Source organism: Vibrio sp. THAF190c, from assembly GCF_009363355.1.
GTDB classification, from domain to species: Bacteria; Pseudomonadota; Gammaproteobacteria; order Enterobacterales; family Vibrionaceae; genus Vibrio; species Vibrio fortis_A.
Window position 1 is genome coordinate 57384 of sequence record NZ_CP045338.1, and the last position, 26515, is coordinate 83898.

Genomic DNA, 26515 nt, shown 5'->3' on the forward strand with positions numbered 1-26515 from the left:
TTAAACCAGTTTGCTTTGCAACCAACAACGAGAGAATTTTAGGTCTTTCTCTATCAAGCTTGCACTGCATTCAAGCAGCTCGCTGATCTCACGGTTTCTCATGCCCATTAGATACTTGAGCTTTAGCGCCTGAGATTGACGAGGGTAGTGAATGCTAAAGTTATCAATGGCTTTGTCCATCATCATGAACTGCTCAAACTTATCGCCATCTTGGTCGCTAATCATAGTCATTTGCTGACGCTTTTGCGCCTGTAGGTGGCGAGCGTTATCGATAAGAATCTGGCGCATCACCTTGGCCGCCATCAAAAAGAAATCTTTTTTGTTCTCGATTGATTGCAGGTCTGAAGACGATATCTTCAGGTAGGCATCGTGAATTAACGCGGTGGTGCTGTTCATGCTATCGCTTAGCACTTGGTTATCGGTACCGTATTTTTGTGCACTACGATTACGCTCTTGTTGAGCGATCTGACGAAGCTGCAGGTAAGCGAATTGGTACAAGTCTGCTTCGGCGCTTTTGTCACCGGATTGCCACTGGTGGATGATCTGTGTGATATCTGGAGTTGCGGTTGCCATTAGCTGTTAGACCTCACTTTAGTAAACTCAGAAACAGATAGGGTGCTGATATTATGGGATTTATCTGGATTTAGAGAAATTTTTTGTTTGAATCTGTAGAGGATGCCTTGGTCCCAATTTTGACCCGCAGGTAGGTATTCCCATGCTGTGAAATGCTGCTGAGGGACCGAGTCGTACCAACGAACTGCAACATTCATTTGCGCAAGGGATGCCGTTGGCTCTGGATTACTCAACCACCACATGTCACCAAACTTTTCAGTCACATCTTTTGTGTATTGCTGGTGGTTTGTCGGACAGGTTTCAGATTCGCTAGGCCCTAGCAGAATGCGTTTATCCTTTACCAGTAGGCACTCTGTGATAATGTCCGCGTGCTGGTATTGGGTATGCTGCCAGATACCTTCATAAGGAATGCTGTTACCACGCTCATTGGTGTAGGTGAACCAGATCATCTCGCCCTTGTTGGCATGACGCATATGCTCCTTCTGACCCAAGCCCTGAGTTTTCTCCATCAAGAGTTCGGTCTCGGTATCGAAGTCCAAAGCGACCGTTCGATATTTCCAGTCTCCTTCATCGTTGTAGTCTTCGATTGAGAACCCACTTAGGTCGTGGCGAGTGCAGCCCGTTTGTGCGCAACTAGTAAAGCCTGTCCAGCCATCGTCAACGGACAATGGTTCACGGATGATTTCTTGAGGTGTGTGGTAAGGGCGCAGGTTACAGCCGTTGAAGTAGTCGCCCGTTCCTGGGAACTGAATCAGCTCAGTGTCGGTAATCTGATAGCTTAGCTCACCAATAGGTCCCTTATATTTTGGGTTAGCCTGATGAGCCAAATCGTAGAAGCAGGCTCTTCCCGCGTAATCTTTTTTGGCGATGATGATGTTATGCAGCACTTTGTCTTTTGGAGAGAAGATGATCTCTTCAGATGCAAAGTTATCCTTGATGTATTCCTGACTCTGATTCAGGTGTTCAGCCGCTTCCTTAACGGAAACCAAATCGATCCCAAGGTCTTGGTCATCTAGGTAGCTTAAATCTAGGTTTTTAAGTTTCTTTTGAAACTCGACGTCCGACAATACCTTACTGGCTAAGATGATCTCATCGCGATGCTCTGGCGTGTCATCTAATGACAATAACAGGCGCGTCATATTGATGCTGCGGCTTGGGCGCGTCGATGACAACGTTGGCGTAATGACTTCTTGTCCGGATAGGGTAGTCAGTAGGTAGCCCGAGTTATCGGTGCCAATAAAGAAACTCACGATATCACCTGAGTTGTATTGGAATGCCCCTTTATCTGTGGTGCCAGAGAGGTTTGAGCTGGTCTCGTAGTAGAGGCCCGAAACTGGTGAATCGATAAAGTACCCAGTCAGAGGTTGGTTATCATCAGCGTACACGTTTAGGCTCAAAGCGCACGTTGCAATAAAAGGTAAGAGAGCTTTTTTCATAATCAGTTACTAGATGAGTTTGGTTTATTTTTATTAGTCACGGATTTTTCTGGTGCAGGCGTTAGCATTGCCAATAGCATTTTTTGCTTAACGTCTTTGGGTAAATCTGGGTTCGATAATATTCGACGCCTTGTGAGTTCAAGCATGGTACCTACTGACATTTTGGCGGCATCACTGCCCTTAGCATGAAACAGCAGGCTTGTTACCTCGTACATCATTTCCTCGGCAACTTGCTTCTCTTTTTGCAGTTGAAGGTTCTTGTTGAAGATTGCAGTCGAGAAGGTAGCGCCTGAAATCAATAACAGAATGGTCAGGGCACTCTGTACTGGGCGACGCTTCAGTAGCTTAGATAGAGCATGGAGTGGGTGTTTCTCTCGGAGTGAAATAGGTCGGCACTCCAACATGCGTACAATATCTTGGCGCAACTCACTCACGCTAGCATAGCGTCGATAAGGCTCATGGTGCGTCGCCTTTTCAACAATAAGGTCGATATCTAAGTTAGATGAGGAGTCAAAGATCAATGCCAGGATTTTACCCAGAGAATAGATGTCACTTTGCTGAGTCAAAAATTGCCCGGCTGCTTGTTCTGGACTTGCGTAAGCCTTGCTATAGGCTGTGAGCAGAGATACGTCGGTGTTTTTGTCTGGAACGGGCTGCTTAACCTTTTGAGTCAGGTTGAAATCCAGAATCTTAGGTGAGCCTAGTGGATCAATTAGGATGTTTTCTGGTTTGAGATCGGCGTGCAGTACCTGCTTTTGGTGTGCGTGTTCGATAGCAGAACAGATCTCTTTAAATAGATTGAGCTTTTGTTTTTCATTCAAAGAACGGTTCTGCAAGTGCAGTGAAAGTGTCTCCCCCTCTACACGCTCCATGACGATGTAGACTGACTCCTCATAGACCCCACCATCGAACACTTTGGCGATACAAGGGTGATTGAGGTGAGCCAGCAGTTGCGCCTCTTGAAACAGAGCGTGTTCACCTAGGATGTGTGAGAGCGCGGGCTGAATGAATTTGACCGCCAAATCTTGTTCAAAGGTTCTGTCTGCTCGGCTCGCAGCATAAACGATCCCCATACCACCGCGACCCAGCTCATGAGAGATCTGGTACTTGTCTACTAGGGTGTTGGCGAGGTCGAGCTCTGTTTCGGTTGCTTGCTGTGCGTGGAAGCCGAACAGCGATGTGATCTGCTCTGAAGGTTCTTCGTTAATAAGTGGAAGAACTTGTTGGTATAAGCCGGGTTGTTCAGCCTTTAATCGCTCTAGGTAAAGACTTTTTTCTTTATCTGACAGATCCATGAGGTGATAGAAAACCTCAGTGGAGCCACTGCTTTGTTTTTGCACAACTGATCTTTTTATATCTTTATTATGCGAGCATTCTATAAGAGTTTTCGATGTTTTTTCGACATTTTTATCAATTACATATGAAAAAATGAGCTAATGAGTCGCATTTTTAAGAAGAAGGGTGAAAATTCCAACGTGTGATCTTCTCCCCAAAATTTGAGCCTTGCTTTTTCTATCTCAAAGCTGAAGTTGGGTAAATGTGTGAGGGTTTAATTATTGGTATGGCTTATCTAAATTGCTCTCAAACACGGTTTGTTTCGTATTGCTAGTGACTCACTGAAATGAGGTTACAAAGATATGAAATTGAAGAAGTGGATAGAGGGGGTCTCCCCTCAATTCGAAGCGGGTGGTAAGTACGAAAAATGGTACCCATTATATGAAGCGGCAGCGACCATATTCTACACACCCGGCCATGTGAATAAGGGGCTGACCCACGTCCGGGACAGTATCGATCTCAAGCGCATTATGATCATGGTGTGGCTAGCAACTTTTCCTGCGATGTTTTGGGGTATGTATAACGTAGGTCATCAAGCTGTCATGGGGTTGAGTGCGACCTACTCTGGTGCAGAGCTGTTAGCCGTGATTGAGGGAAACTGGCGTTTGGCTTGGGCCTTTGGTACCGCAGAAGCTCTCACATCAAGTGGTTGGCTAAGTCAGATGTGGCTTGGTGCTCTCTATTTCTTGCCTGTTTATGCGACGGTATTTGTAGTAGGGGGCTTTTGGGAGGTGTTGTTTGCCATAGTGCGCAAGCATGAGGTGAACGAGGGCTTTTTCGTCAGTTCGGTGCTGTTTGCTCTGATACTGCCGCCAACGATTCCACTCTGGCAAGCTGCATTGGGTATCACCTTCGGTATTGTGGTTGCCAAAGAGATCTTTGGTGGTACAGGCCGTAACTTCCTTAACCCAGCTCTTGCGGGGCGTGCCTTCCTCTACTTTGCTTATCCAGCTAACATGTCTGGTGGCCTAGTATGGGTAGCGGCAGACGTTTATTCAGGTGCGACACCATTGAGCCAATGGTATGAGGGCGGTAACAGTGCGTTGATGAACAACATGACCGGAGAATCAATCTCTTGGATGGATGCTTTTATCGGTAATATCCCAGGTTCGATGGGGGAAGTATCATCGTTGCTCATTATGCTCAGTGGTTTGGCACTCATCGTGATGAAGATAGCTTCATGGCGGATTGTCGCAGGGGTGATTGTTGGTCTTGTGGCGACTTCTAGTTTGTTAAATCTGATCGGCTCAGAAACCAATGCGATGTTCTCTATGCCTTTCTATTGGCACTTTGTACTTGGTGGTGTGGCCTTTGGTACCTTCTTTATGGCAACCGACCCGGTATCTGCAGCCTTTACCAATAAAGGGAAGTGGGCCTACGGTATTTTGATCGGGGTGATGACGATAGGAATTCGAGTGCTCAATCCGGCCTATCCAGAAGGCATTATGCTCGCAATACTGTTTGCTAATCTGTTTGCTCCACTGTTTGACTTCATTGTCCGTGAGGGCAACATCAAGCGCAGAAATCGACGTATGGCGCGTTAGCGAGTACAGCGTAGGCGAAAAAAGAGGACTTATTGAGAAGTCCTCTTTTCAATTGGATTGTTGTGCGATGGATAGGTAATCACCATCTTAGGTCAACGCTGAGTGGCATATCGCTACCACACTGCTCGCCACACATTTCGTCGTAAGCGCTGTTATGAATTAGGGTCGCTGACGTGATTGATTGGTCGTTGAAGTGATCACGCACTTGGTTAAGGCTCATAAACTTTTTCGGATGGTGGTCACTATCCATCACCAGTCGACGGTTATGGTCTGTGACTTGATAAGCAAGGTAGATGCCGCCTTCAAAAGATTCAATCAGTAGGTTCATAACACACTCCGATGTTTCGTTAAGAGGAAATCTTTGTCTGTTACGTTGAAATTTTGAGCAAAGTTCAGAGCGGGCACAAAAAAAGCAGACCTAAGTCTGCTTTCTTAATCGTTAGATAATGTCGCTTATGCGATTATCGCATGGTAACGAATTCTTCCGAACCAGTAGGGTGGATGGCCACAACAGAGTCGAAGTCTGCTTTGGTTGCGCCCATCTTCATTGCTACGCCGAAGCCTTGAATCATCTCGTCAACAGTGAAACCGATGCCGTGTAGACCAACTACAGTTTCTTCTTCGCCAGCACATACTAGCTTCATCTTACAAGGTTGACGGTGTTTGGTTACTGCTGTGTACATTGCAGTGAAGCCAGACGTGTAAACCTTGATGTTGTCTTTGCCATACTTCTCTTCAGCTTCTTGAGTCGTTAGACCAATGGTGCCGATTGGTGGGTGGCTGAATACAACAGTAGGAACAAGATCGTAGTCCATCTTCGCGTTGGTTTTACCGTTGAATAGGCGCTCAGAAAGCTGACGACCGGCTTTAACAGCAACAGGCGTTAACTCGATACCACCTTCCATGATGTCACCTACACAGTAGATGCCAGGAACGTTAGTCGTTTGGTACTCGTCTACCTTGATGTAGCCGCGCTCGTTCGTTTCAACGCCCGTTGATGCTAGGTTAATTGCATCTGTCGCTGGGTGACGACCGATAGCCCAGATTAGAGTATCAACATTTTGGCTCTCACCGTTTTCTAGATGCAGAGTCAGGCTGCCATCCGCCTCTTTAACCACTTCTTTTGGTACAGAGTGAGTGTGTAGCGTTGGACCTTCTGCGTCCATCACCTCTACTAGCGTTTCGATGATCATTGGGTCGAAGCTACGTAGTGGAGACTCTTTACGGCAGAATAGGTGTGTTTCTGTGCCTAGTGCGTGTAGAACGCCCGCAATCTCAACTGCGATGTAACCAGCGCCGATAACCGCAACACGCTTTGGTTGCTCAGCAAGCTCGAAGAAGCCATTTGAATCAATACCGTATTCAGCGCCTGGAATGTTTGGAATCGTAGGACGACCACCCACTGCGATCAGGATGTGATCTGCTGTGTAGTGTTCACCGTTTACTTCAACCGTTTTCTCGTCAACAAACTTAGCAAAGCCTTTAATTACGTTGACTTTGTTGTTGCCTAGAACACGATCGTAAGATTGGTGGATACGACCAATATAAGCTTGGCGGCTCTCAACCAGTTTGCTCCAGTCGAAGCCTTTTACATCTACATCGAAGCCGTAGTCTTCTGCGTATAGGTTCATCGCTTCTGCAACTTGAGCACCGTGCCACATCACCTTTTTAGGAACACAGCCAACGTTTACACATGTGCCGCCAAGGTCTTGTGCTTCGATAAGTGCAACCTTTGCGCCGTACATTGCTGCACGGTTTGCTGATGCGATACCGCCAGAACCACCGCCGATACAGATATAATCAAAATGAGTCGCCATTACTTTCTCCAAGAGCTTATTAATTTTGTTGATAACAATTACATTGGGGTGCGTCTGAGTGAACTCAACGCTATCAACATGAATTGTTACCTATCCTATGCTGCTATCATAAATCGAGTCTAGCAATTTACTAAATGGGAAAAAGTGACATTGCTTATGACAAATAGCGATGAGACAGCAACAAAGCGGAATAAGACACCACTCCACTTTGTTGAAATGTATGAGAAGTTTAGCCACAGCAGCTGCTTGAGCCACATCCGGTCTGAGCTTGCACGTCCTTACCATCAGCGAGATAGGTGTTGGTTAGGTAGAAGTCGCTAAACAACTTAACGAAATCTTCTGAAACGGTTTTTTCGACTAAACCTGACTCTAGAACGTTCTTCTGCCACGCCTGCATCTTCGGTAAGCTACAGAAGAAGTCGTAGCCAGAGTGTGCCTTCACGATCGCTGCACGGTGCAGCAGAGGTAGCCACGCCATATCAACATTGCTCATCTCATCTGATTTGAAGAACTTAGTATTACCGGACAGTTGATTCTCGGCTTTGTGGAACGCCTTAATCAGCTTCTCTGCACGCTCTTCAAACGTTGCTTGGTTTTTGCTGCTCATGGTGCCGCACTGTGCCAAGTAGTGTTTAGAGCCCAGGTAGCTCCACGCGCGGTCTAATGCGCGTTGTTCGTTTATCACGCCCTGCTCTAACGGACCGAACTCGTCTTCGATGTATTCGATAATCGCATCCGACTCGAATAACGCTGTGCCAGACTCAGTCACCATCACTGGTACTTGGCCGTTTGGCGAGATATCGAGGAACCATTGTGGTTTGTCTTTCAAGCTGATGTATTCAATCTCGTAAGGGATCTGTTTTGCTTCTAGCGCTGCAGTGACACGTTGAACAAATGGGCAAATTTTGAAGCTGATAACTTTAATCATGGGGTCTTTCTCACTCTAAGAATTAGTTTATTTAACCTCAGATCGGGATAAGAAAGTCTCTAATTCCCGAACTTTCAGATAGTTAGAAATTCAAGTAGCTGTGCTGAATGGCTTAAATTATCCTGATCTGAGGTTACCTACACCCTTAAGACGAAGGTCGGTGAGAAAAGACGAAGTTGAGGTGAAAAAAGTTATCTTTTAATAAAGAAAAAGTGCAGCGAGAGGTTCGCTGCACTTTTATGTTTTTGATTCTATTTGAATAAATTCAAGATGATTTATTCAGGAACAATCCAGTCGACTTTCCAATGGCCAGTTGCTGGCGCAATCGCGTCTTTTAGGAACGGCAGAATCTCTTTCATCTGGCTTTCCAGTTTCCAAGGCGGGTTAATCACGATCATGCCCGAAGCTGTCATACCGCGTTCATTGGTGTCTGGGGATACGCCGAGTTCAATTTGCAGAATCTTGCGAATGCCAAGACCTTCTAGCCCTTCGATCATGTCTTCGATATCACAGCGGTTCACCACTGGGTACCAAATTGCGTAAATGCCCGTAGCCCAGCGTTTATGGCTTTGGAAGATGGCGTTTACGACGTCACGATACTCTTTCGCTAGCTCATAAGGTGGATCGATCAGAACCAGACCACGACGCTCTTTTGGTGGCAGACTGCCTTTAAGTCGCTTGAAGCCATCTTCTTTGTAGATAGAGACTTGGCGATCGCGGTGGAACTCTTGTTCAAGCAGTGGGTGATCGGCTGGGTGAAGCTCAGTCAGTACCATACGATCTTGTTCACGTAGGTGAGCACGCGCAACACGCGGTGAACCTGGGTAGTAACGCAGCTTTTCACCATTGTTGAGGGTTGCGATAGCGTCTAGGTAGCTTTGAATCTCTTCTGGAATCTGCTTTTGATCCCAAACTCTTGCGATACCTTGTTTGTATTCGCCGGTCTTTTCTGACCATTCGTGAGTTAAGTCGTAGCGACCAACACCAGAGTGGGTATCGTGATAGACAAAAGGTTTGTCCTTCTGCTTCAGTGAATTAAGAATAAGGCTTTGTACAATATGCTTAACCACATCGGCATGGTTACCCGCGTGGAAGCTGTGGCGATAACTTAACAAATTAAACTCTCGTAACACTCTCGCTATAGAGTGTGGTTGGTGTCGGTGGGTATTCTGTCTCCATTATATACCGCACTAGCCAATAAATTCTCCCCAAAATGCGTGTGTCGTCGCGAGGGTGAACTGTTAGTTATTGGTTCTACTATTGAAATTTGCGGTTATGGACACTATTTAATAACTATTCGCATGTAATTATTAGCTAATTCAGCCCAATACTGTAAGACGACCCAATTACTTAAAGACGCAAGTCTCCAAGCCAAAGGAATGTTTATATGTCTAACCCGCTATTAACCTTCACCGACCTACCACCGTTTTCACAGATCACCCCTGCGCACGTTAAGCCAGCGGTAGAGCAAGTGATTGAAGAGTGTCGCAATAAGATAGAACAAGTACTTGAAGGTAATACCTCACCAAGCTGGGATAACCTAGTGGCTCCAATTGAAGAGGTGGACGACCGCCTTAGCCGCATATGGTCACCAGTGAGTCATATGAACTCTGTCGTGAACAGCGATGAACTGCGTGAAGCTTACGAGAGCTGCTTGCCGCTGCTTTCTGAGTACGGTACTTGGGTTGGTCAACACAAAGGCTTGTTTGAGGCATATAAAGCGATCAAGGCGAGCGATGAATTTGCATCACTGAGTCAAGCACAGAAGAAAACCATTACCGATGCGCTGCGCGATTTTGAACTGTCGGGCATTGGCCTACCAGCTGACGAGCAGCATCGTTACGGTGAGATCAGCAAGCGTATGTCTGAGCTGGGTTCGCAGTTCTCAAACAATGTACTTGATGCGACCATGGGTTGGAGCAAGCAGATCACTGACGTTGCAGAGCTTGCTGGCATGCCGGAATCTGCATTAGCGGCAGCGAAAGCCGCAGCAGAAGCGAAAGAACAAGAGGGCTACCTACTAACGCTAGACATCCCATCTTACCTACCCGTGATGACCTACTGTGATAACCAAGCACTGCGCCAAGAGCTTTATGAAGCGTATGTAACGCGCGCATCAGACCGTGGTCCAAATGCCGGTACATGGGACAACAGCGAGATCATCACCGAGCAACTTAAGCTACGTCATGAAATTGCACGTATGCTTGGTTTTGGTACCTACAGCGAGAAGTCTCTGGCAACCAAAATGGCAGAGACGCCGGATCAGGTACTGGGCTTTTTGAACGACCTAGCGGTGAAAGCAAAGCCTCAAGGTGAGCGTGAAGTGGAAGAGCTGCGCCAGTTCGCTGAAAAAGAGTTTGGCGTGTCTGAGCTGGAGCTTTGGGACATCGCTTACTACAGCGAAAAACAGAAGCAGCATTTATTTGAGATCTCGGATGAAGAGCTGCGCCCTTACTTCCCAGAATCAAAAGCTGTCTCTGGTCTATTTGAAGTACTAAGCCGTGTGTTTGGTATGACGGTAAAAGAGCGTGAAGGCGTGGATACTTGGCATGAGTCAGTGCGCTTCTTCGACATATTTGATGCTAATGAAACACTGCGTGGCAGCTTCTACTTAGACTTGTACGCACGTGAGCACAAACGCGGTGGTGCGTGGATGGATGACTGCCGTGGTCGTCGAATTACTCAAGCTGGCGAACTGCAAACCCCAGTGGCTTACCTAACATGTAACTTCAACAAGCCTGTTGGTGATAAGCCAGCACTGTTTACTCATGACGAAGTAGTGACTCTGTTCCACGAATTTGGCCACGGTATTCACCACATGTTGACTCAGGTTGAGGCTGGTGCGGTTGCGGGTATCAACGGTGTGCCTTGGGATGCAGTTGAGTTACCAAGTCAGTTCCTAGAAAACTGGTGCTGGGAAGAAGAGGCGCTAGCCTTTATCTCGGGTCACTACGAGACAGGTGAAGCGCTACCGAAAGAGATGTTAGAGAAGATGCTAGCGGCGAAGAACTTCCAATCGGCGATGTTCATTCTGCGTCAGCTAGAGTTCGGTCTGTTCGACTTTACGCTTCACACCACGTATGACCCAGAAGTGGGCGCACGTGTGCTTGAAACACTAGCAGATGTGAAGTCTAAGGTTGCGGTACTGCCAAGCCTAGAGTGGAACCGTTTCTCTCACAGCTTTAGCCATATATTTGCCGGTGGTTACAGTGCGGGTTACTACAGCTATCTTTGGGCTGAAGTGTTGTCATCAGATGCATTCTCAGCATTTGAAGAAGAGGGCATCTTCAATACTGAAACGGGTAAACGCTTCCTAAACAACATCCTTGAGATGGGTGGCAGTGAAGAACCTATGGAGCTATTTAAGCGCTTCCGTGGTCGTGAGCCACAAATTGATGCGATGCTGCGTCACGCAGGTATCAGCGCTTAATATTGTGCTGGTCAGAATGTAAAAAGAGCCTCTTTGTGAGGCTCTTTTTGTATCTATACACTAACCTATTATGGGTTCACATTGCGATTGATTGGGTTTTGCAGCGAGATCAGCGTCTCGGTTGATTGCACCTCGTCAATCGCCTGTAGTTTATCAATCAACACGTATTGCAGCTCTTCAATGGATTTACACATCAGCTTTACAAAGATGTTGTAAGCGCCTGTGGTGTAGTAGGCCTCGACCACCTCATCGAGCGCGTTTAATTTAGCAATCGCAGAGTGGTAGTCTTTCGCGGCATTGAGGTTGATACCGATAAAGCAGCATACGTCGTAGCCAAGCTTCTTGGTGTTCACCACTACCTCTGTACCTTCAATGACTTCTGCCGATTTCATTTTCTCAATGCGCACGTGAATCGTCGCAGGGCTGACATCAAACTGCTTCGCCATTTCGGCATAAGGCGTGCGAGCGTCTTCCATTAATGTTTTAAGAATGGCGCGATCTAGATCATCAAGACGAGCGGTTGAAGTCGGCATGCAAACCTCGTGAATTGGTTGAAAGTTTAATAGCTAGAGTACACATCATAGCCAAGGGTGATAATATTAGCAGCAAGTATGTTGTTAGGGTGAGCTTAGTGCGATTTTCGTTATTTTTTATTCTTTTGATTTGGAGCTTTTGGGTTTCTGCTCAATCAAAAGATGTATTGGTTGTTCACTCCTACCATCAAGGTTTTTTCTGGACAGATAATTTTCAAAAAGGGCTGGCCACAGAGCTTGATCGTGATGATATTCCCTACCGCGTGGTTTACTTAGACAGTAAGCGCGCTCAAAGCGAAGAGTACTTCGATAAACTTTATCAGCTCTACCGTACCAAGCTCGCCAATGAAGAGTTTTCTGCGGTCGTAGTTAGTGACAACAACGCCCTCAATTTAATGAAAAGGCTTGCTCTAGAACTCAATGGTACTCCGGTCGTGTTTGGTGGTATTAACAACTATTCACCCTCGATGACAGAAGGTCTCAATGCGACAGGGATAACCGAAGACATTGACCTCAATAGCAATGTCACTCTGATCCAACGCTTACAGCCGATGGCGAACAAGATCTACATCGTTTCAGATTTCTCAGTCACGGGGGAAGCGGTTCGCGCACAGGTGGATCGCCATTTGCAGCAGTATCCACAACACGCCTCCTTTATTGAACATTATCAACCTCGTTCGTATCGTGAATTGGTGAACTTTGCTCAGCAAGCTGATATGAGCAAAAGCTTACTGTTTTGGGTTTACTATCGAGATGAGAAAGGCAATGTCAGCAATGACGATGACTGGCGTGAGCTGAACAAACTAACCAAGATGCCAATCTATATGGTGCATGATCTTGGCTTAGGTTTTGGTGCGATTGGTGGTGTGATTCAGAGTGGCCTGAGCCAAGGGCGTGAAACTGGACTCACTCTACGCCGTATGCTTGCCAATCCCGATCAAGAGTTACCACCTGTGGTTGAGGGCGCAGCAGAGATTAAGCTCGACTACCAGCAACTTAATCGCTGGGACCTTGGCGAACATAGCGACCTGTCGGCGACCTTTTACAATAAACCTCAACCCTTCTTTGAACGTTACCAAGATGAGATTCGCACTCTAGGCTTATTGTTTCTAGCAATGGGCTGCGTGATCGTAACCTTGGTTTACTACCTGAATCGTCTAAAGAAGAGCGAGCGTGATAGCCGCAAGAGTCAGATACTGCTGGAGTCTATCTTCGACCAGAGCTTACAGTTTATGGGCATCATCGATCGCGATGGGGTTCTGCTCTCGAGCAACAGTAAGCTGCATGAGTTGTTCTATAACCAAGGTTATCAAGTCGGCACGCCTATCTATCAGCATCAGCACTGGGAAGACGCAGCGAGCGAGTCTCTTAAGAAGTATTTTATGGAAGCGCAGTCTTATACGTCATTGCGTTTTGAGGCTGAGGTGTGGTGCCGAGATAGAGGTGTACTGGTGCTCGATATCTCACTTAAGCCAATGCCGGATAGCGAATCCAGTGAGCTGCAATTCCTGTTTGAAGCGCGTGATGTGACCTCTAGAAAGCTCGCCGAGAACAAGCTATTCCAACGTGAAGCGAACCTTAAGCTCTATTACGACAAGCAACCCGTAATGATGATTACGTTGGATGAAAACAACCGCATTCAACAGGTAAACCAATTTGCTGAAGAGCTATTGGGTTACCCGTTAAGCGAGCTACTTGGTCATCGTCCGCGTGAGTTTTACGTCGACCGAAATGCCATGATTCCGCGTCAAATCCTCCTTCAACCTCAGCATAAGTCGCGTGGGGTATGGCGTCGTGATATCCAATATCGCCATGCTGATGGCAGTAAGATCTGGATTCGTGAAAACATTAGACCGCTGGTGGATTCAAATCAGTTGCTGATTGTTGGTGAAGACATCACCGAAACCCATGAACTAGCGGAGCAGTTAGAGTACCAAGCACGTTACGACTTATTGACTCATACTTTCAACCGCAACCACTTTGAGCAAGAGCTGCAGAAGGCTTTGAAAGAGGTTGAGAGCCACATGCGCACTCACGCGATGCTGTTCCTCGACTTAGACCAATTGAAGGTACTCAATGATACTGCAGGCCATGAAGCGGGCGATGCGGCGATTCTGTTCAGTGCCGGCTTGCTTGAGAACGTGTTGCCCTACAATGCGGTACTCGCACGTATGGGCGGAGATGAATTTGCTGTATTACTAAAAGACTGTACTGAGCGAGATGCGGTTAACGTGTGTCGCAGCATTATCGCAATGATGGGTGACAACGCCTTCCTTTGGGATGACATTCAGCTCAACCTTACCTGTTCGATCGGTATTCGTTTAATTGACCATACGGCAGCTTCTCCACAGATGGTACATGCTCAAGCCGATGCAGCCTGTCATGCAGCCAAAGAAGAGGGAAGAAATCGCTATAACCTTTACCATCAAGATGATGAAGATCTGCGTCGTCGTCATTTAGAGATGGAGTGTGTCAACTTGGTACACGAGGCGCTGGCTCATGATCGCATCGAGCTGTTTGCCCAGCGAATCCTTGGTTTAGATAAACAAAGCGATTTGATGCACTTCGAGATACTAGTACGAATCAAGAATCACAATGGTGAGTACATCTCTCCGGGGATCTTTATGCCGGCATCTGAGCGCTACAACATCGCTCATCTGATTGACCGCCAGGTGGTGAGTCAAACTCTTGCTTGGTTGGAAGAGAACCATGGTGTGATTGATGAATTAGGGATGTGCTCGATTAACCTTTCTGGCCACTCAATGGGTAATCGCGAGTTTGTTGAGTTCTTGATTGATAGCCTAGAACAGTCTGCAGTGCCGTGCGACAAGATCTGCTTAGAGATCACTGAGACGGCGGCGATGAGTAATATGAATCAGGCAATCGAGCTGTTTACACAATTGAAAGAGCTAGGTTGTATGATCGCTCTGGATGATTTTGGCTCGGGCTTGTCTTCATTTGGCTACTTGAAGAAGTTACCGGTTGATATCGTGAAAATTGATGGCCTGTTTGTGCGTGATATTGATGTCAACGAAATGGACCATGTTATGGTGCGCTCGATTAACGATCTCGCTAAACAGATGGGTAAATACACGGTGGCGGAGTTTGTTGAGAACACTCAGATCATCGATAAGCTCATCGAGCTTGGGGTTAACTACGCGCAAGGCTACATTATCGGTCGTCCGAAGCCGCTACCTGAGCTGGTGGAAGAGCTAAGACAAGAGCGTCTGGTCTAATAAACTTCGTATCGGTATATAGATATTAAGTCATTTCAACATTACGTATTTGTGAGGCAATCAGGTAAACTGGTTGCCTCAATTGTTTTGAATCATCGAGTCTTCTGGAGACAACCTTGCAACTACAACTGATTTGCGAAGACGCAAGCCAAATCGAACGCCTCAATGAGCTAGCAGCACGCTGGCAACTTTCTCATGACGAGAATAGTGTATTTGCCTTGGTGCTCACCAGCGAAAGACTCGAATTACGCAAAGTCGATGAACCAAAACTCGGTGCTATCTTTGTCGACTTAGTGGGTGGCGCGGTAGGTCATCGACGTAAGTTTGGTGGCGGTAAAGGCCAAGCTATTGCCAAAGCTGCCGGTCTGAACAAAGGTGCGACGCCAACCATTCTTGATGGTACGGCTGGCCTAGGACGTGATGCATTTGTATTGGCATCATTGGGTTGTAAAGTGCAGATGGTTGAGCGTCACCCTGTAGTTGCGGCTCTGCTTGATGACGGCCTGCAACGTGCTAAGCAAGATGCGGATATCGGTGCTTGGGTGAGTGAACGTATGAGTCTGATTCATGCCTCAAGCCATGATGCGCTCGATAAACTGAGCGCCGATCCTGAATTCGCTCAGCCGGATGTTGTTTATCTTGACCCTATGTATCCACATCCAGAGAACAAGAAAAAGTCCGCTCTGGTGAAAAAAGAGATGCGCGTGTTCCAATCCCTTGTTGGTGCCGACCTTGATGCTGATGGGCTATTACAGCCTGCTTTGAAGCTTGCCGCGAAGCGTGTTGTGGTGAAAAGACCTGATTATGCGGCTTGGTTGGATGAGCAAAAACCGAGTATGGCGATTGAGACCAAAAAGAACCGTTTTGATGTGTACGTAAAAGCATCAATGACTTAGCGGAAGACAGAAAAATCGTTCCGTCAGAAATACGCTAAAACTGAATTTTTTGCTTGCGATAGCCGTGTTAGAGATGTATATCTAACTAAGAATTATTATTATTCTTAGCTGGAGTTGTAGCATGGCTAAACGCTTTTGTAAGTTAAATCGTCGAGACATTACTGAACACCTAGGCGAAATTCACCGCTTGGTGAGTGAACCTAAGTTTGTGTGCCGTTCGTGTGCTCGCTCGTCTGCCGATAAAGCGAATTTATGTAAGCCTGCCGCGATTCCACCGGCGAGTTGCCAAAGCAAGCCAGATAGCGAAAAGGTAGCGTGTGGTCTGCTTGCTGAGATACTGACCTCAGCGCCAGCTAATGCACTTAGCCAAGAATCTCTAAACTTATCCTCACCTGCTAAGAGTGCCTCAAATAGCAAGTCGCAACTTGTCGTTAAGAAGATACAAGCTCAAAAGCTACAGGCTAAGAAAGCACAAGCGATTCAGGTCATGGATACACAGCAGTCACCTTCTTCTGAACTGCTGGATAAGAGTGAGCTAAAACGCGCGAAGAAAGTGGCGAAAAAGCAGAAGAAGTACAACAAAAAGCTGGCTAAGATGATCAAAAAGCAGCAAAAACTGTACAAGAAAAGCCGCAAACTGCAGAGCCAGCTGGAGAACATCAACCTGCAAGTTGATAGTGCTGCTTTACCAATGAATAGCGCCTCTAAAGTGAGTCATATTCATTAGTTCAATAGATATAAATAGAATTGAATCAAAAAGAGCGACCTCAGGTCGCTCTTTTTGATTTTGGCAGTTAAGCTCGGCTCAGGCTCTGCTCGACACGCTTCTTAACCCAAGTCTCATTCACCCACAGTGACAACAAAATAATCGCGCCACCAATCGATAACCTTGTCAGGTCCACATCGCGGTTCCAGATTAGGATGTTTACCACCAAGCCTGCAGGCACCAGCGCATTGTTCATCACCGCAAGTGCACCCGCATTGACCATGCTTGCGCCCTTGTTCCAGAAGAAGTAGCCCAAACCAGAGGCGATCAACCCTAGGTAGATCAAGATACCCCATTGAGTGGACGTAGTCGGCAGCTTCTCTGGGTTGCCCAGTAGTAAGAAAGCGACTGATGCCACGCACAGCGCGCCCAAGTAAAAGTAACCGAAAATAGTATGCTGAGGCAGTTCAATCGACTCTTGTTCCATAATGGTTTTGTAGCCAACCTGACCAATGGCAAAACAGAGGTTCGCGCCTTGAACAACAAGGAAGCCCATTAGGAAGTTGTCATTAACACCTGCGAACTTAATGAAAGCCGCACCCGCCACTGCGATCGCTGCAGTTACCAAGTACCAAGGCGAGAACTGACCTTTTAAGAAGTCATAAATCAGGGTGACGTAAATCGGAGTGAAAACGGTGAACAACAGCACTTCTGGTACCGAAAGCAACAAAAACGACTGATAGTAGAAGCAGTACATCAAGCCAAGCTGAATGCCACCGATGGTCATCAACTTCGCGATCAGTTTTTTTGAAATGCCTCGGAATTTCAAGAAAGGAAGGAATACTAGTCCAGCAAGCGCAACACGCATCCAGACAGAAAACCATGAATCAACCTGACCCGCGAGATAAACCCCGATCAGGCTGAAGGAGAAGGCCCATAGAAGGGTAACACCAACTAAATAACGCATAACAATAATTCGTAGTGAAAGTATGCGCTTATGTTACCCAACTGTAACGAATTAGTCTTCTGAATCCCGCAATGGAATGACCAGCATATCGACTGGGGTGGCGTTGATCAGTTGACGAGTTGACGACAACAGCTTGCTCCAAAAATCTTGATGGTGACCGCAAACCACTAGATCCACGTTGTACTCTTTGATGGTGTCACACAGTTCATGGCTGAGATCTCCGCTGCCCACTAAGGTATGGGTAATCGGGTACTGCGCGTGGTCAGCAAAATTGCTCAGCTGGATACGAGAAGCTTCCATAGCATTGTGTTGAGTTTCTGCCATGTTGATATCAATCAGTCCGGTGTAGAGCTCTGCATAGTTGATATCGATGTGGATAAAAGAGACTTTGGCATCCAGCGGTTTCGCTAGTGCGACTGCTTTGTCTACGATCAGTTTGCTGTCGTCAGATAAATCGACGGCGACCAAAATATGTTTGTAACTCATACCGCTATCTCCTTACTCATTGTCTAACTAAAGATTAGCACTAAGGCCGGTGTTTTTTTGCTGAAGTGATCTCATATCCACCCTCTTGCGTAAAACCACAGCGAAACAACGGTTAACTAATAGCCTGCGAGATATTCATAAAATAGTGATATAGTAGGGAAAACGAAGGCGTAACTAGGAGACTTAAATGCTGTCTACAACTATGGTTGAACAACTGAATGAGCAAATTAATCTAGAATTTTTCTCATCCAATCTATACTTACAAATGAGTGCTTGGTGTGAAGACAAAGGATTTGAAGGAGCAGCAGAGTTTCTACGCGCTCATGCAGTGGAAGAAATGGAACATATGCAGCGTTTGTTCACTTATGTGAGTGAAACAGGTGCAATGCCTATTCTAGGTGCAATCGAAGCACCAAAGCATGAGTTTGAGAGCCTAGGTGCTGTTTTCCGCGAGACTTATGAACATGAGCAGATGATCACTGAGAAGATCAACAAACTGGCTCACGTTGCTTTCAGTACACAAGATTACTCTACCTTTAACTTCCTACAGTGGTATGTCGCTGAGCAGCACGAGGAAGAGAAGCTATTCAAAGGTATTCTGGACAAGCTAGAACTTGTTGGTGAAGACGGCAAGGCCCTATTCTTCATTGATAAAGACCTAGCGCAATTGGCAAAAGATGGTTCATCTTCAATTATGGATGCTCCTGCAGCGGTATAAGCTGTAAGAAAAAGCTCTGATTGTCTTTTTCTTTTGAGCGTCCTGTGAGGGTGTAGGGAGGAAAGGATGATCAGTGGCGATACTATTCTATTTGCATTGATGGTTGTAACCTGCGTGAACTTGGCTCGCTATGTTACGGCACTCAGAAAACTCATCTATATCATGCGCGAGGCGCACCCGCTTTTGTATCAACAAGTCGATGGTGGTGGTTTCTTCACAACCCATGGCAACGTGACCAAGCAGGTGAGGCTATTCAGCTATATCAAGAGTAAAGAGTACCATCATCACCATGATCCGGTGTTTACCGGTAAGTGCGATAGAGTAAGAGAGCTATTCATTTTATCGGTCTCTCTGTTGGGTGTAACGTTACTAGCGGCATTCTTGGTTTAAACCAGAGTGATGTAACATTAGAGTACCCAAAAGATGCATGGCATTGCGCCCACTCTGAGCGCGATGTGAGCAATTGCAAAGTTAAAATTTGACGCTAGAATAGCGAGCAAAGAGTAAGGATGTGCTGATAACGCACATCCTTTTTTATTGGTAACGTCACTGGTATAGGAAGTACTGAGTGATGACTGGGTAAGATAAAGCAGAACACAATGAGTGAAAAATTTGATGTCATCGTAATTGGCGCAGGTGCCGCTGGCCTAATGTGTGCCGCTGAAGCGGGCAAACGAGGTCGACGCGTGCTAGTGGTCGATCATGCCAAAAAGCCAGGTCGAAAAATTCTGATCTCGGGTGGCGGTCGCTGCAATTTCACTAACTACGACGTGTCTGCTAATAACTACCTATGTAATAACCGTCATTTCGTTAAATCAGCGCTTTCTCAGTACACCAACTGGGACTTCATCTCCATGGTGAGTAAATACGGCATTGAGTTTGAAGAGCGCGACCATGGACAGTTGTTCTGTGTGAATGACCATACGGCGAAAGATATCGTCAGCATGCTGCTCGCAGAGTGTGATGACGCTGGTGTTCAACAGCGCTACCGCTGTGATGTTCACTCGATAGAAAAAACCGAAGCAGGTTTTCAGTTGCACCTGAATACCGAGCAAGTTGAGTGTGAATCCTTGGTCGTTGCCACTGGTGGCTTGTCGATGCCGAAACTGGGTGCGACGCCATTTGGTTATAAAATCGCGGAACAGTTTGGTTTGTCTGTCATCCCAACGTGTGCCGGTCTGGTGCCTTTTACTCTGCATAAAGAGGATAAAGAGGACTTCGCTGAGCTGTCTGGTATTGCGATCCCTGCAGAAATCACCGCGCAAGATGGCACTCTGTTCAAAGAAGCGCTGCTGTTTACCCATCGTGGTCTGTCGGGCCCTTCTGTTCTGCAAATCTCGTCTTTCTGGAAAGCAGGTCAAGCGGTCTCAATTAACCTCGTCCCTGAAGCGGATGTGGCTGAGCTGCTTGAGCGCTCACGTGAAAAACATCCAAATCAAAGCCTTAAGAATACGCTGGCGAAAGTACTACCAAAGCGCCTAGTTGAGGCTCTAATCGAGCGCAAAGAGCTGCAAGACAAGCCACTCAAGCAATTCAATGAAAAGCAACTGGCCACGATTACAGAGCATTTAGAAAACTGGAAGATCGCGCCGAATGGCACTGAAGGCTACAGAACTGCTGAGGTCACGCTAGGTGGTGTCGATACCGATCATCTATCATCAAAAACCATGGAGTGTAAGACCGTATCAGGCTTGTACTTTGTTGGTGAAGTGATGGATGTTACCGGTTGGTTGGGAGGTTATAACTTCCAATGGTGTTGGAGTTCTGGTTTCGCAGCAGGGCAGTGGGTATAGCGCCTATTTTAATCTTAGAAAAAGGTGAGTCATGAAAGACTCACCTTTTTTGTATTTTAGGAACGTAATTCGGATTTTAAGCTCTATCTTAGCGTTTTTAGGCACTTCTACCTTTTGACAGCTTTAGCTGTTGAATCACTAAACCAGTAATGATCAGCACCAAACCGAATAAAGTGGATGGATGAATCTCTTCACCAATGATGGTCGCAAGTAGCATCAATGAGATAAACGGTGATGCAAAAATTAGGTTACTGATACGCGCGGTGTTATTGGTGGATTTAAGTGCTGATAGCCACAACACAAAGGTAATCCCCATCTCAAACAGGCCAACATAAGTGACTGCCATCCAACCTTTAGTGGTGATCTGACTAAAGCCTTGTCCTTCGTAAAGGGTTAAACCAATCGCAAATGGCAGTGCGACTAAAAAGCCGAGTAACACACCAACCACAGGATCGGCTTTGTTTTTGGTGTTTAAGATCCAGTAACCTGCCCAAAGTAGTGTCGATAACAGCGCTAAGCCAACACCAAGTGGGCTATCAAACTGCATCCCTAATACATCGCCCTTGGTCGCGATCACAACCACACCTAAGTAGCTAAAGGTACAAGCCACCCAGTCTTGCTTGCGAATTTTTTGCCCCAAGAAAACAGCAGCCATTAAGGTCAAGGTAATCGCCCAGCTGTAGTTGATGGCTTGAGCTTGAGAAGCTGGGAGCAGATCGTAAGCTTTGAATAGAATCAGGTAATAAGCCAGCGGATTGACGAGGCCGAGTAGCAAGTAATACCAAGGGTTAGCAAAAAAGGTGGTAGAGAGCTGAGAAAGCTTACCTTGGAAGTAACAGATAACGATCAGAGCAATCGAAGAGACAACGCTGGCAATGGTCAGCATTTGAATCGGTGAAAACTCAGCTAAGGTTAGCTTAAAGGCCGTGGCTACCGTTGACCAGAGTAGTACCGCGGAAAGGCCAAAGCCGAGGGCGCGACGTTCGTTCATAAAAGCTCATCAAGTTGAATAGGATAGAATACGGACGCCTAGTCTATCTGTCGAAATTTAATACGGCAAACTGGACATTTATCCAGTATCAAAATACCATTTAATGAGTTATTTACAATTAGGCTAAGTTACTACCATGCAATGGATTATCGAGCACCAAACGACCCTTATCGCAGCCGCTTCAACCGCGGTGATCAGCGGGGGCCTCGTCGGTTGGTGGATTAAACAGAAACTCTCATTTCAACAGCAGCTATTAGAGCAGCAGTTGGAGTCTGATCGTCAGTTGCATGAGTCGCAAACTACGCAGCTTAAAACGTCTTTGGCCGAGGCACAGCAAGAGCTGGATGAGCTCGATGACGAGCGTGATAAAGCCGCATTTGAGCTTAAACAAGCTCACGGTAAGGTTATGGCTGCAATGGAGAAGTTACGCTATTTCGAAGCAGTCAAACAAGAGCGTCAGCAATACTTTGATGAGATAAATATTCTCAAAGATCAAAAGTCTGAACTTGAAGCTGAGCTACGTGAGCAGGAAGCACGTCACGACCAAGAGAACCTTGCTAACCATGAAAAGCTGCAGCTTCTGGAGCAAGCCGAAACGCGTTTGAAGCAACAGTTTGAACATCTTGCTAACCAACTCTTTGAAGCGAAAACTGCAAAAGTCGATCAGCAAAACAAGCAGAGCTTAGAAGGTCTACTATCACCACTTAAAGAGCAACTTGAAGGCTTCAAGAAGCAGGTCAATGACAGCTTTAGCCAAGAAGCCAAAGAGCGTCACACCTTAGTCCATGAGCTAAAAAACTTGCAGCGCCTTAATGAAAGCATGACGCGAGAAGCGGTTAACCTGACCCAAGCACTTAAAGGTGATAACAAACAGCAAGGTAACTGGGGCGAAGTGGTACTGGCGCGCGTATTGGCAGAGTCTGGTTTGCGAGAAGGACACGAGTATCAAACTCAGGTCAATCTACAAAATGAAGCGGGCAAGCGTTATCAGCCAGATGTGATTGTTCACTTACCTCAAGACAAGCAAGTGGTGGTCGATTCGAAAATGGCGCTAGTGGCGTATGAGCGCTACTTCAATGCTGAAACCGATGCTGAGCGTGATGTCGCACTGCGTGACCACTTAGTCTCACTGCGCGCGCACATTAAAGGCCTGAGTCAGAAAGATTACCATCAACTGAAAGGCATTCAGAGCCTCGACTATGTGCTGATGTTTATTCCGGTAGAGCCTGCATTCCAAGTGGCGATTCAGGCGGATCCGAGCCTAGTCAAAGATGCGATGGAGCAAAATATCATTCTTGTTAGCCCAACTACTCTGTTGGTGGCGCTGCGTACCATTGATAACCTGTGGCGCAATGAGCGTCAGAACCAAAATGCGCAAATTATCGCTGAACGGGCAAGTAAATTGTACGATAAGCTGCGTTTGTTCGTAGATGATATGGAAGGCCTTGGTGGGGCGCTTGATAAAGCAAACCAAAGCTATCAAGGGGCAATGAATAAGTTGGCAACTGGGCGAGGTAATGTGATTCGTCAGGCCGAGAGCTTCAAACAGCTAGGGGTTGAAGTGAAGAAGCCGATCGCCGTTAGCCTGACAGACCTCGCGCAAAACGAGGCTTTTTCAGAAAATGCCTCGTTAGTAGAAAGACAACCCGCTGAGGATAAAGTAAACTAATCGACCGCAGCGCGCTCAAAGGCTTATTGCGCTGTCGTTGAGGACTTACCAGGGTAGAGAACAGCATGACGGACACCAGTGTGCAAACAAATACAGCAGTAGAATCAGAAACCACACACTTTGGTTTTGAAACAGTCGCAAAAGAAGAGAAAGTTGCGAAAGTTGCAGAGGTTTTTCACTCTGTAGCCGCGAAGTACGACATTATGAATGACCTGATGTCGGGTGGTGTTCACCGTCTATGGAAGCGCTTTACGATTGATTGCAGTGGCGTTCGCCCTGGTCAACGCATTCTAGACCTTGGCGGCGGTACCGGCGACTTAACCGCAAAATTTTCGCGCATTGTGGGTGAAAACGGTCACGTAGTCCTTGCTGACATCAACAACTCGATGCTGAATGTAGGTCGCGACAAGCTGCGTGATAGCGGTATTGTTGGCAACGTTCACTACGTTCAAGCGAATGCAGAAGAACTGCCATTCCCAGACAACTACTTCGATTGCATCACTATCAGCTTCTGTCTACGTAACGTGACAGACAAGGATAAGGCTCTGCGCTCAATGTTCCGCGTATTGAAGCCAGGCGGTCGTCTATTGGTATTAGAGTTTTCTAAGCCAGTGCTTGAGCCACTTTCAAAAGTGTACGACGCCTACTCATTCCACCTGCTACCAAAAATGGGTGAGATTATCGCGAATGATGCGGACAGCTACCGCTACCTTGCTGAGTCGATTCGTATGCACCCAGACCAAGAAACGCTGGAAGGCATGATGCAAGAAGCGGGTTTTGAAAATACTAAGTACTACAACTTAACCGGCGGCATTGTTGCTCTGCACCGCGGTTACAAGTTCTAAGATAGAACCCAAGTAAAATCGACAACGAATAACAAGATACAACGGATAGGTTTCGGCTTATCCGTTTTCAAAGGTAAGGACAGTCATGCCATTTGACCCACTAGTAACGGCGGTTATCGAAACCTCTTTGAATACTCTCGTCAACGACGACCCAGATTTGGTTCGTCGTTTATCGCGTTTAAAGGGCCAGATCATTCAGGTGAATCTCAAAGAGCTCAATAAGACCCTGACATTTGTGTTTAGCCAACAGATAGACGTATTAGCGGATTACGAAGGGCAGCCAGACTGTTACCTCTCTTTGAACTTATCAGTACTTCCAGAGTTACGTGAACAATCGAACATCACTAAGCTGATCAAGCAAGATAAGTTGATTCTTGAAGGTGATATTCAGTTGGCGCAGAAGTTTGCGCAATTGATGACAGACTGCAAGCCAGACCTTGAAGAGTGGCTATCGCGCGTGACGGGTGATGTTGTGGCACACACGTTAGTGCAAGGCGTGAAGAACGTTGGCGGTTTTGTTGCTTCTCAAGCCAACAAACACCAGAACCATTTCGCGCAAGTACTGACGGAAGAGTGGAAGATCGCTCCGGCACCGCTAGAAGTCGCGCACTTCTGTGATCAGGTTGATGATGTAAAAAGCGCTGCCGCTCGCCTTGAAGCTAAATTGAACGCTCTATTGGAGAAAGCATGACTCCAACAGAACTGAAACGTCTTTATCATATTATTAAGGTACAGTTGGAGTACGGCCTTGACGAACTGATGCCTGAGCACCAGTTGACCAAAGCGCCGCTGCTGGCAAGAAAGTCTCTTTTTTGGCTCAAAAATCGCCATCAAGATAAAGAATTGGGCCATCGCCTGCGTTTAGCATTGCAAGAGCTTGGCCCGGTGTGGATTAAGTTTGGTCAGATGATGTCGACACGACGCGATCTGTTTCCTCCGCACATTGCTGATCAGTTAGCCCTGCTGCAAGACCAAGTGGCGCCGTTTGACGGTGAGCTGGCCAAGCGCGATATGGAAAAGGCACTGGGTGGCAGTTTAGATAACTGGTTTACCGACTTTGACATTAAGCCATTGGCATCCGCATCCATCGCACAGGTGCATACGGCAAAGCTCAAAGATTCCGGTCGCGAGGTCGTACTTAAGGTAATTCGCCCTGATATTCGCCCTGTGATTGATGCAGATCTAAAACTGATGCACCGAATGGCGCGTATAGTCGCCAAGTCGCTTCCTGAAGCACGTCGTTTAAAACCGGTTGAGGTGGTCAAAGAGTACGAGAAAACACTACTCGATGAACTCGATCTAAGACGTGAAGCGGCTAACGCAATTCAGCTGCGTCGTAATTTTGAAGGCAGTGAAGAGCTGTATGTTCCGGAGGTACTGCCGGATCTGAGCAGTGAAACCTTGATGGTCTCTGAACGCATCTACGGTATCCAAGTATCGGATATCCCAATGCTAGAAGCCAATGGCACCAATATGAAGCTGTTGGCAGAGCGCGGTGTTTCGGTGTTCTTTACCCAAGTGTTTCGTGACAGCTTCTTCCATGCTGACATGCATCCGGGCAACGTATTCGTAAACCCAGAGAATCCAGACAATCCACAATGGATCGGTCTTGATTGCGGCATTGTTGGCACGCTAAATGGCGAAGATAAGCGCTACTTGGCTGAGAACTTACTGGCTTTTTTCAACCGCGACTATCGCAAAGTGGCTGAGCTGCACGTCGATTCGGGTTGGGTGCCACGCGACACCAATGTTGATGATTTTGAGTTCGCGATTCGCATGGTATGTGAGCCGATCTTCGCTAAACCGTTGGGTGAGATCTCGTTTGGCCATGTATTGCTAAACTTATTTAATACAGCAAGGCGTTTTGATATGGAGGTTCAGCCACAGCTGGTCCTGCTACAGAAGACCTTGTTGTACATTGAAGGATTGGGGCGTCAGCTCTACCCGCAGCTGGACCTGTGGGAGACGGCGAAACCTTTCCTAGAAACTTGGATGATGAACCAAGTGGGTCCACAGGCAGTGATTAACGCTGTTAAAGACCGAGCGCCTTTCTGGGCAGAGAAACTGCCGGAATTGCCTGAGCTACTCTACGACAGCTTGCGCCAAGGTAAAGCGATGAACCATCGAATGGACCAGCTTTATCAAGGTTATAGAGAAAGTAAGCGTCAGCAAGCGACAGGTAAATTTTTGTTTGGCGTTGGAGCAACTTTAGTCGTATGCTCCGCAATATTAGTTTCAAGCCCTTACGAGCAGCTATCTATGGGCTGTGGCATCGCAGGTGTCACATTTTGGCTGCTAAGTTGGCGAGCTTACCGCCGTTAAGCGGTAGACTTCCTTAATAATTTTTTTGTAGACAGACCCGAGGACAATGACAATGGGTGGAATCAGTATTTGGCAACTTCTAATCATTGCTGTAATCGTAATCTTGCTGTTTGGAACGAAGAAACTACGCGGTATGGGTGGTGACCTAGGTTCAGCAGTAAAAGGCTTCAAGAAAGCAATGAATGATGAAGAGCCTGCAAAGAAAGATGCAGACTTTGAACAAAAAAACATTGAACAGCAGAAGACTGACGCAACTGCTGAAACTAAGAAAGACAAAGAGCAGGCGTAAG

Annotated in this window: 24 protein-coding genes; 13 read left to right on the top strand and 11 right to left on the bottom strand. The window is 46.7% G+C overall.

Annotated elements, in window-relative coordinates:
• Genes FIV04_RS00250 through FIV04_RS00260 form a run of 3 tightly spaced genes read right to left on the bottom strand, consistent with a single transcriptional unit; the run spans nt 1 to nt 3304 of the window.
• A complete protein-coding gene (locus FIV04_RS00250) occupies nt 1-573 on the bottom strand; it encodes an ECF-type sigma factor (RefSeq protein ID WP_150896048.1) in 573 nt (190 codons plus the stop codon).
• Nucleotides 573-2009, bottom strand: coding sequence for a chromosome partitioning protein ParA (locus FIV04_RS00255; protein WP_152467929.1), 1437 nt, complete (start codon nt 2007-2009; stop codon nt 573-575). The genes FIV04_RS00250 and FIV04_RS00255 overlap by 1 nt, the downstream gene beginning before the upstream one ends.
• Nucleotides 2010-2011: 2 nt before the next feature.
• Nucleotides 2012-3304 carry a serine/threonine-protein kinase gene (locus FIV04_RS00260; protein ID WP_172974256.1) on the bottom strand — a complete coding sequence of 431 codons (1293 nt, stop codon included), beginning with the start codon at nt 3302-3304 and terminating at the stop codon, nt 2012-2014.
• 342 nt (nt 3305-3646) lie between these two features.
• Between FIV04_RS00260 and FIV04_RS00265 the strand changes: the two genes are divergently transcribed.
• Nucleotides 3647-4888, top strand: coding sequence for an NADH:ubiquinone reductase (Na(+)-transporting) subunit B (locus FIV04_RS00265; RefSeq protein ID WP_152467931.1), 1242 nt, complete (start codon nt 3647-3649; stop codon nt 4886-4888).
• Between the two features lie 79 nt (nt 4889-4967).
• On the opposite strand, the gene FIV04_RS00270 is transcribed toward FIV04_RS00265, so the two are convergent.
• The 4 genes from FIV04_RS00270 to FIV04_RS00285 all read right to left on the bottom strand — a co-directional run bounded on the left by FIV04_RS00270 (nt 4968) and on the right by FIV04_RS00285 (nt 8748).
• The gene (locus tag FIV04_RS00270; RefSeq protein WP_032551034.1) at nt 4968-5216 is read right to left on the bottom strand and encodes a DUF6482 family protein; all 249 of its coding nucleotides are present in this window, start codon (nt 5214-5216) and stop codon (nt 4968-4970) included.
• Between the two features lie 133 nt (nt 5217-5349).
• Entirely contained in the window at nt 5350-6705 is a 1356-nt protein-coding gene (gene gorA / locus FIV04_RS00275; RefSeq protein ID WP_150870565.1) for a glutathione-disulfide reductase, read from the bottom strand.
• Nucleotides 6706-6934: 229 nt separating this feature from the next.
• Nucleotides 6935-7633, bottom strand: a complete 699-nt coding sequence (locus tag FIV04_RS00280; protein ID WP_152467932.1) for a glutathione S-transferase family protein — start codon at nt 7631-7633, stop codon at nt 6935-6937.
• Nucleotides 7634-7908: 275 nt separating this feature from the next.
• On the bottom strand, nt 7909-8748 hold the full coding sequence (locus FIV04_RS00285) for a 23S rRNA (adenine(2030)-N(6))-methyltransferase RlmJ (protein ID WP_032551040.1): 840 nt from the start codon (nt 8746-8748) through the stop codon (nt 7909-7911).
• 272 nt (nt 8749-9020) lie between these two features.
• On the opposite strand from FIV04_RS00285, the gene prlC reads away from it, so the two are divergent.
• Nucleotides 9021-11063, top strand: coding sequence for an oligopeptidase A (prlC, locus tag FIV04_RS00290; protein WP_152467933.1), 2043 nt, complete (start codon nt 9021-9023; stop codon nt 11061-11063).
• A 68-nt stretch (nt 11064-11131) separates the two neighbouring features.
• On the opposite strand, the gene asnC is transcribed toward prlC, so the two are convergent.
• Entirely contained in the window at nt 11132-11596 is a 465-nt protein-coding gene (asnC, locus tag FIV04_RS00295; RefSeq protein WP_032551043.1) for a transcriptional regulator AsnC, read from the bottom strand.
• Between the two features lie 98 nt (nt 11597-11694).
• Here asnC and FIV04_RS00300 point away from each other — a divergent pair, with 98 nt between their 5' ends.
• From FIV04_RS00300 to FIV04_RS00310, 3 genes are all read left to right on the top strand, one after another.
• Nucleotides 11695-14832, top strand: coding sequence for an EAL domain-containing protein (locus FIV04_RS00300; protein WP_367618260.1), 3138 nt, complete (start codon nt 11695-11697; stop codon nt 14830-14832).
• Between the two features lie 116 nt (nt 14833-14948).
• Nucleotides 14949-15728, top strand: a complete 780-nt coding sequence (locus FIV04_RS00305) for a class I SAM-dependent methyltransferase (RefSeq protein ID WP_152467934.1) — start codon at nt 14949-14951, stop codon at nt 15726-15728.
• Nucleotides 15729-15849: 121 nt separating this feature from the next.
• Nucleotides 15850-16455 (top strand): hypothetical protein, encoded by a 606-nt coding sequence (locus FIV04_RS00310; protein WP_152467935.1) that lies wholly within the window; start codon nt 15850-15852, stop codon nt 16453-16455.
• 67 nt (nt 16456-16522) lie between these two features.
• Here FIV04_RS00310 and FIV04_RS00315 read toward each other — a convergent pair whose 3' ends face one another.
• On the bottom strand, nt 16523-17401 hold the full coding sequence (locus FIV04_RS00315; protein WP_150870555.1) for a carboxylate/amino acid/amine transporter: 879 nt from the start codon (nt 17399-17401) through the stop codon (nt 16523-16525).
• Between the two features lie 51 nt (nt 17402-17452).
• The gene (gene uspA, locus FIV04_RS00320; protein ID WP_032551048.1) at nt 17453-17887 is read right to left on the bottom strand and encodes a universal stress protein UspA; all 435 of its coding nucleotides are present in this window, start codon (nt 17885-17887) and stop codon (nt 17453-17455) included.
• A gap of 187 nt (nt 17888-18074) precedes the next feature.
• Here uspA and ftnA point away from each other — a divergent pair, with 187 nt between their 5' ends.
• The 3 genes from ftnA to FIV04_RS00335 all read left to right on the top strand — a co-directional run bounded on the left by ftnA (nt 18075) and on the right by FIV04_RS00335 (nt 20398).
• Nucleotides 18075-18605: a non-heme ferritin gene (ftnA, locus tag FIV04_RS00325; RefSeq protein WP_032551049.1), complete on the top strand. Its 531-nt coding sequence runs from the start codon at nt 18075-18077 to the stop codon at nt 18603-18605.
• A gap of 66 nt (nt 18606-18671) precedes the next feature.
• Entirely contained in the window at nt 18672-18995 is a 324-nt protein-coding gene (gene uspB / locus FIV04_RS00330; protein WP_032551050.1) for a universal stress protein UspB, read from the top strand.
• 209 nt (nt 18996-19204) lie between these two features.
• Nucleotides 19205-20398, top strand: coding sequence for an NAD(P)/FAD-dependent oxidoreductase (locus FIV04_RS00335; protein ID WP_152467936.1), 1194 nt, complete (start codon nt 19205-19207; stop codon nt 20396-20398).
• 97 nt (nt 20399-20495) lie between these two features.
• Here FIV04_RS00335 and FIV04_RS00340 read toward each other — a convergent pair whose 3' ends face one another.
• Nucleotides 20496-21389: a DMT family transporter gene (locus tag FIV04_RS00340; RefSeq protein WP_152467937.1), complete on the bottom strand. Its 894-nt coding sequence runs from the start codon at nt 21387-21389 to the stop codon at nt 20496-20498.
• A 136-nt stretch (nt 21390-21525) separates the two neighbouring features.
• On the opposite strand from FIV04_RS00340, the gene rmuC reads away from it, so the two are divergent.
• From rmuC to tatA, 5 genes are all read left to right on the top strand, one after another.
• Complete coding sequence (rmuC, locus tag FIV04_RS00345; RefSeq protein WP_152467938.1) at nt 21526-23058, top strand: DNA recombination protein RmuC; 1533 nt, start codon at nt 21526-21528, stop codon at nt 23056-23058.
• Nucleotides 23059-23123: 65 nt separating this feature from the next.
• Nucleotides 23124-23903, top strand: a complete 780-nt coding sequence (ubiE, locus tag FIV04_RS00350; protein WP_150870543.1) for a bifunctional demethylmenaquinone methyltransferase/2-methoxy-6-polyprenyl-1,4-benzoquinol methylase UbiE — start codon at nt 23124-23126, stop codon at nt 23901-23903.
• Between the two features lie 85 nt (nt 23904-23988).
• On the top strand, nt 23989-24594 hold the full coding sequence (locus FIV04_RS00355; RefSeq protein ID WP_032551061.1) for an SCP2 domain-containing protein: 606 nt from the start codon (nt 23989-23991) through the stop codon (nt 24592-24594).
• Entirely contained in the window at nt 24591-26225 is a 1635-nt protein-coding gene (gene ubiB, locus FIV04_RS00360) for a ubiquinone biosynthesis regulatory protein kinase UbiB (RefSeq protein WP_032551063.1), read from the top strand. Before FIV04_RS00355 ends, ubiB begins: the two co-directional genes overlap by 4 nt.
• 52 nt (nt 26226-26277) lie before the next feature.
• Complete coding sequence (gene tatA / locus FIV04_RS00365) at nt 26278-26514, top strand: Sec-independent protein translocase subunit TatA (RefSeq protein ID WP_032551065.1); 237 nt, start codon at nt 26278-26280, stop codon at nt 26512-26514.
• The last annotated feature ends 1 nt before the right edge of the window (nt 26515 follow it).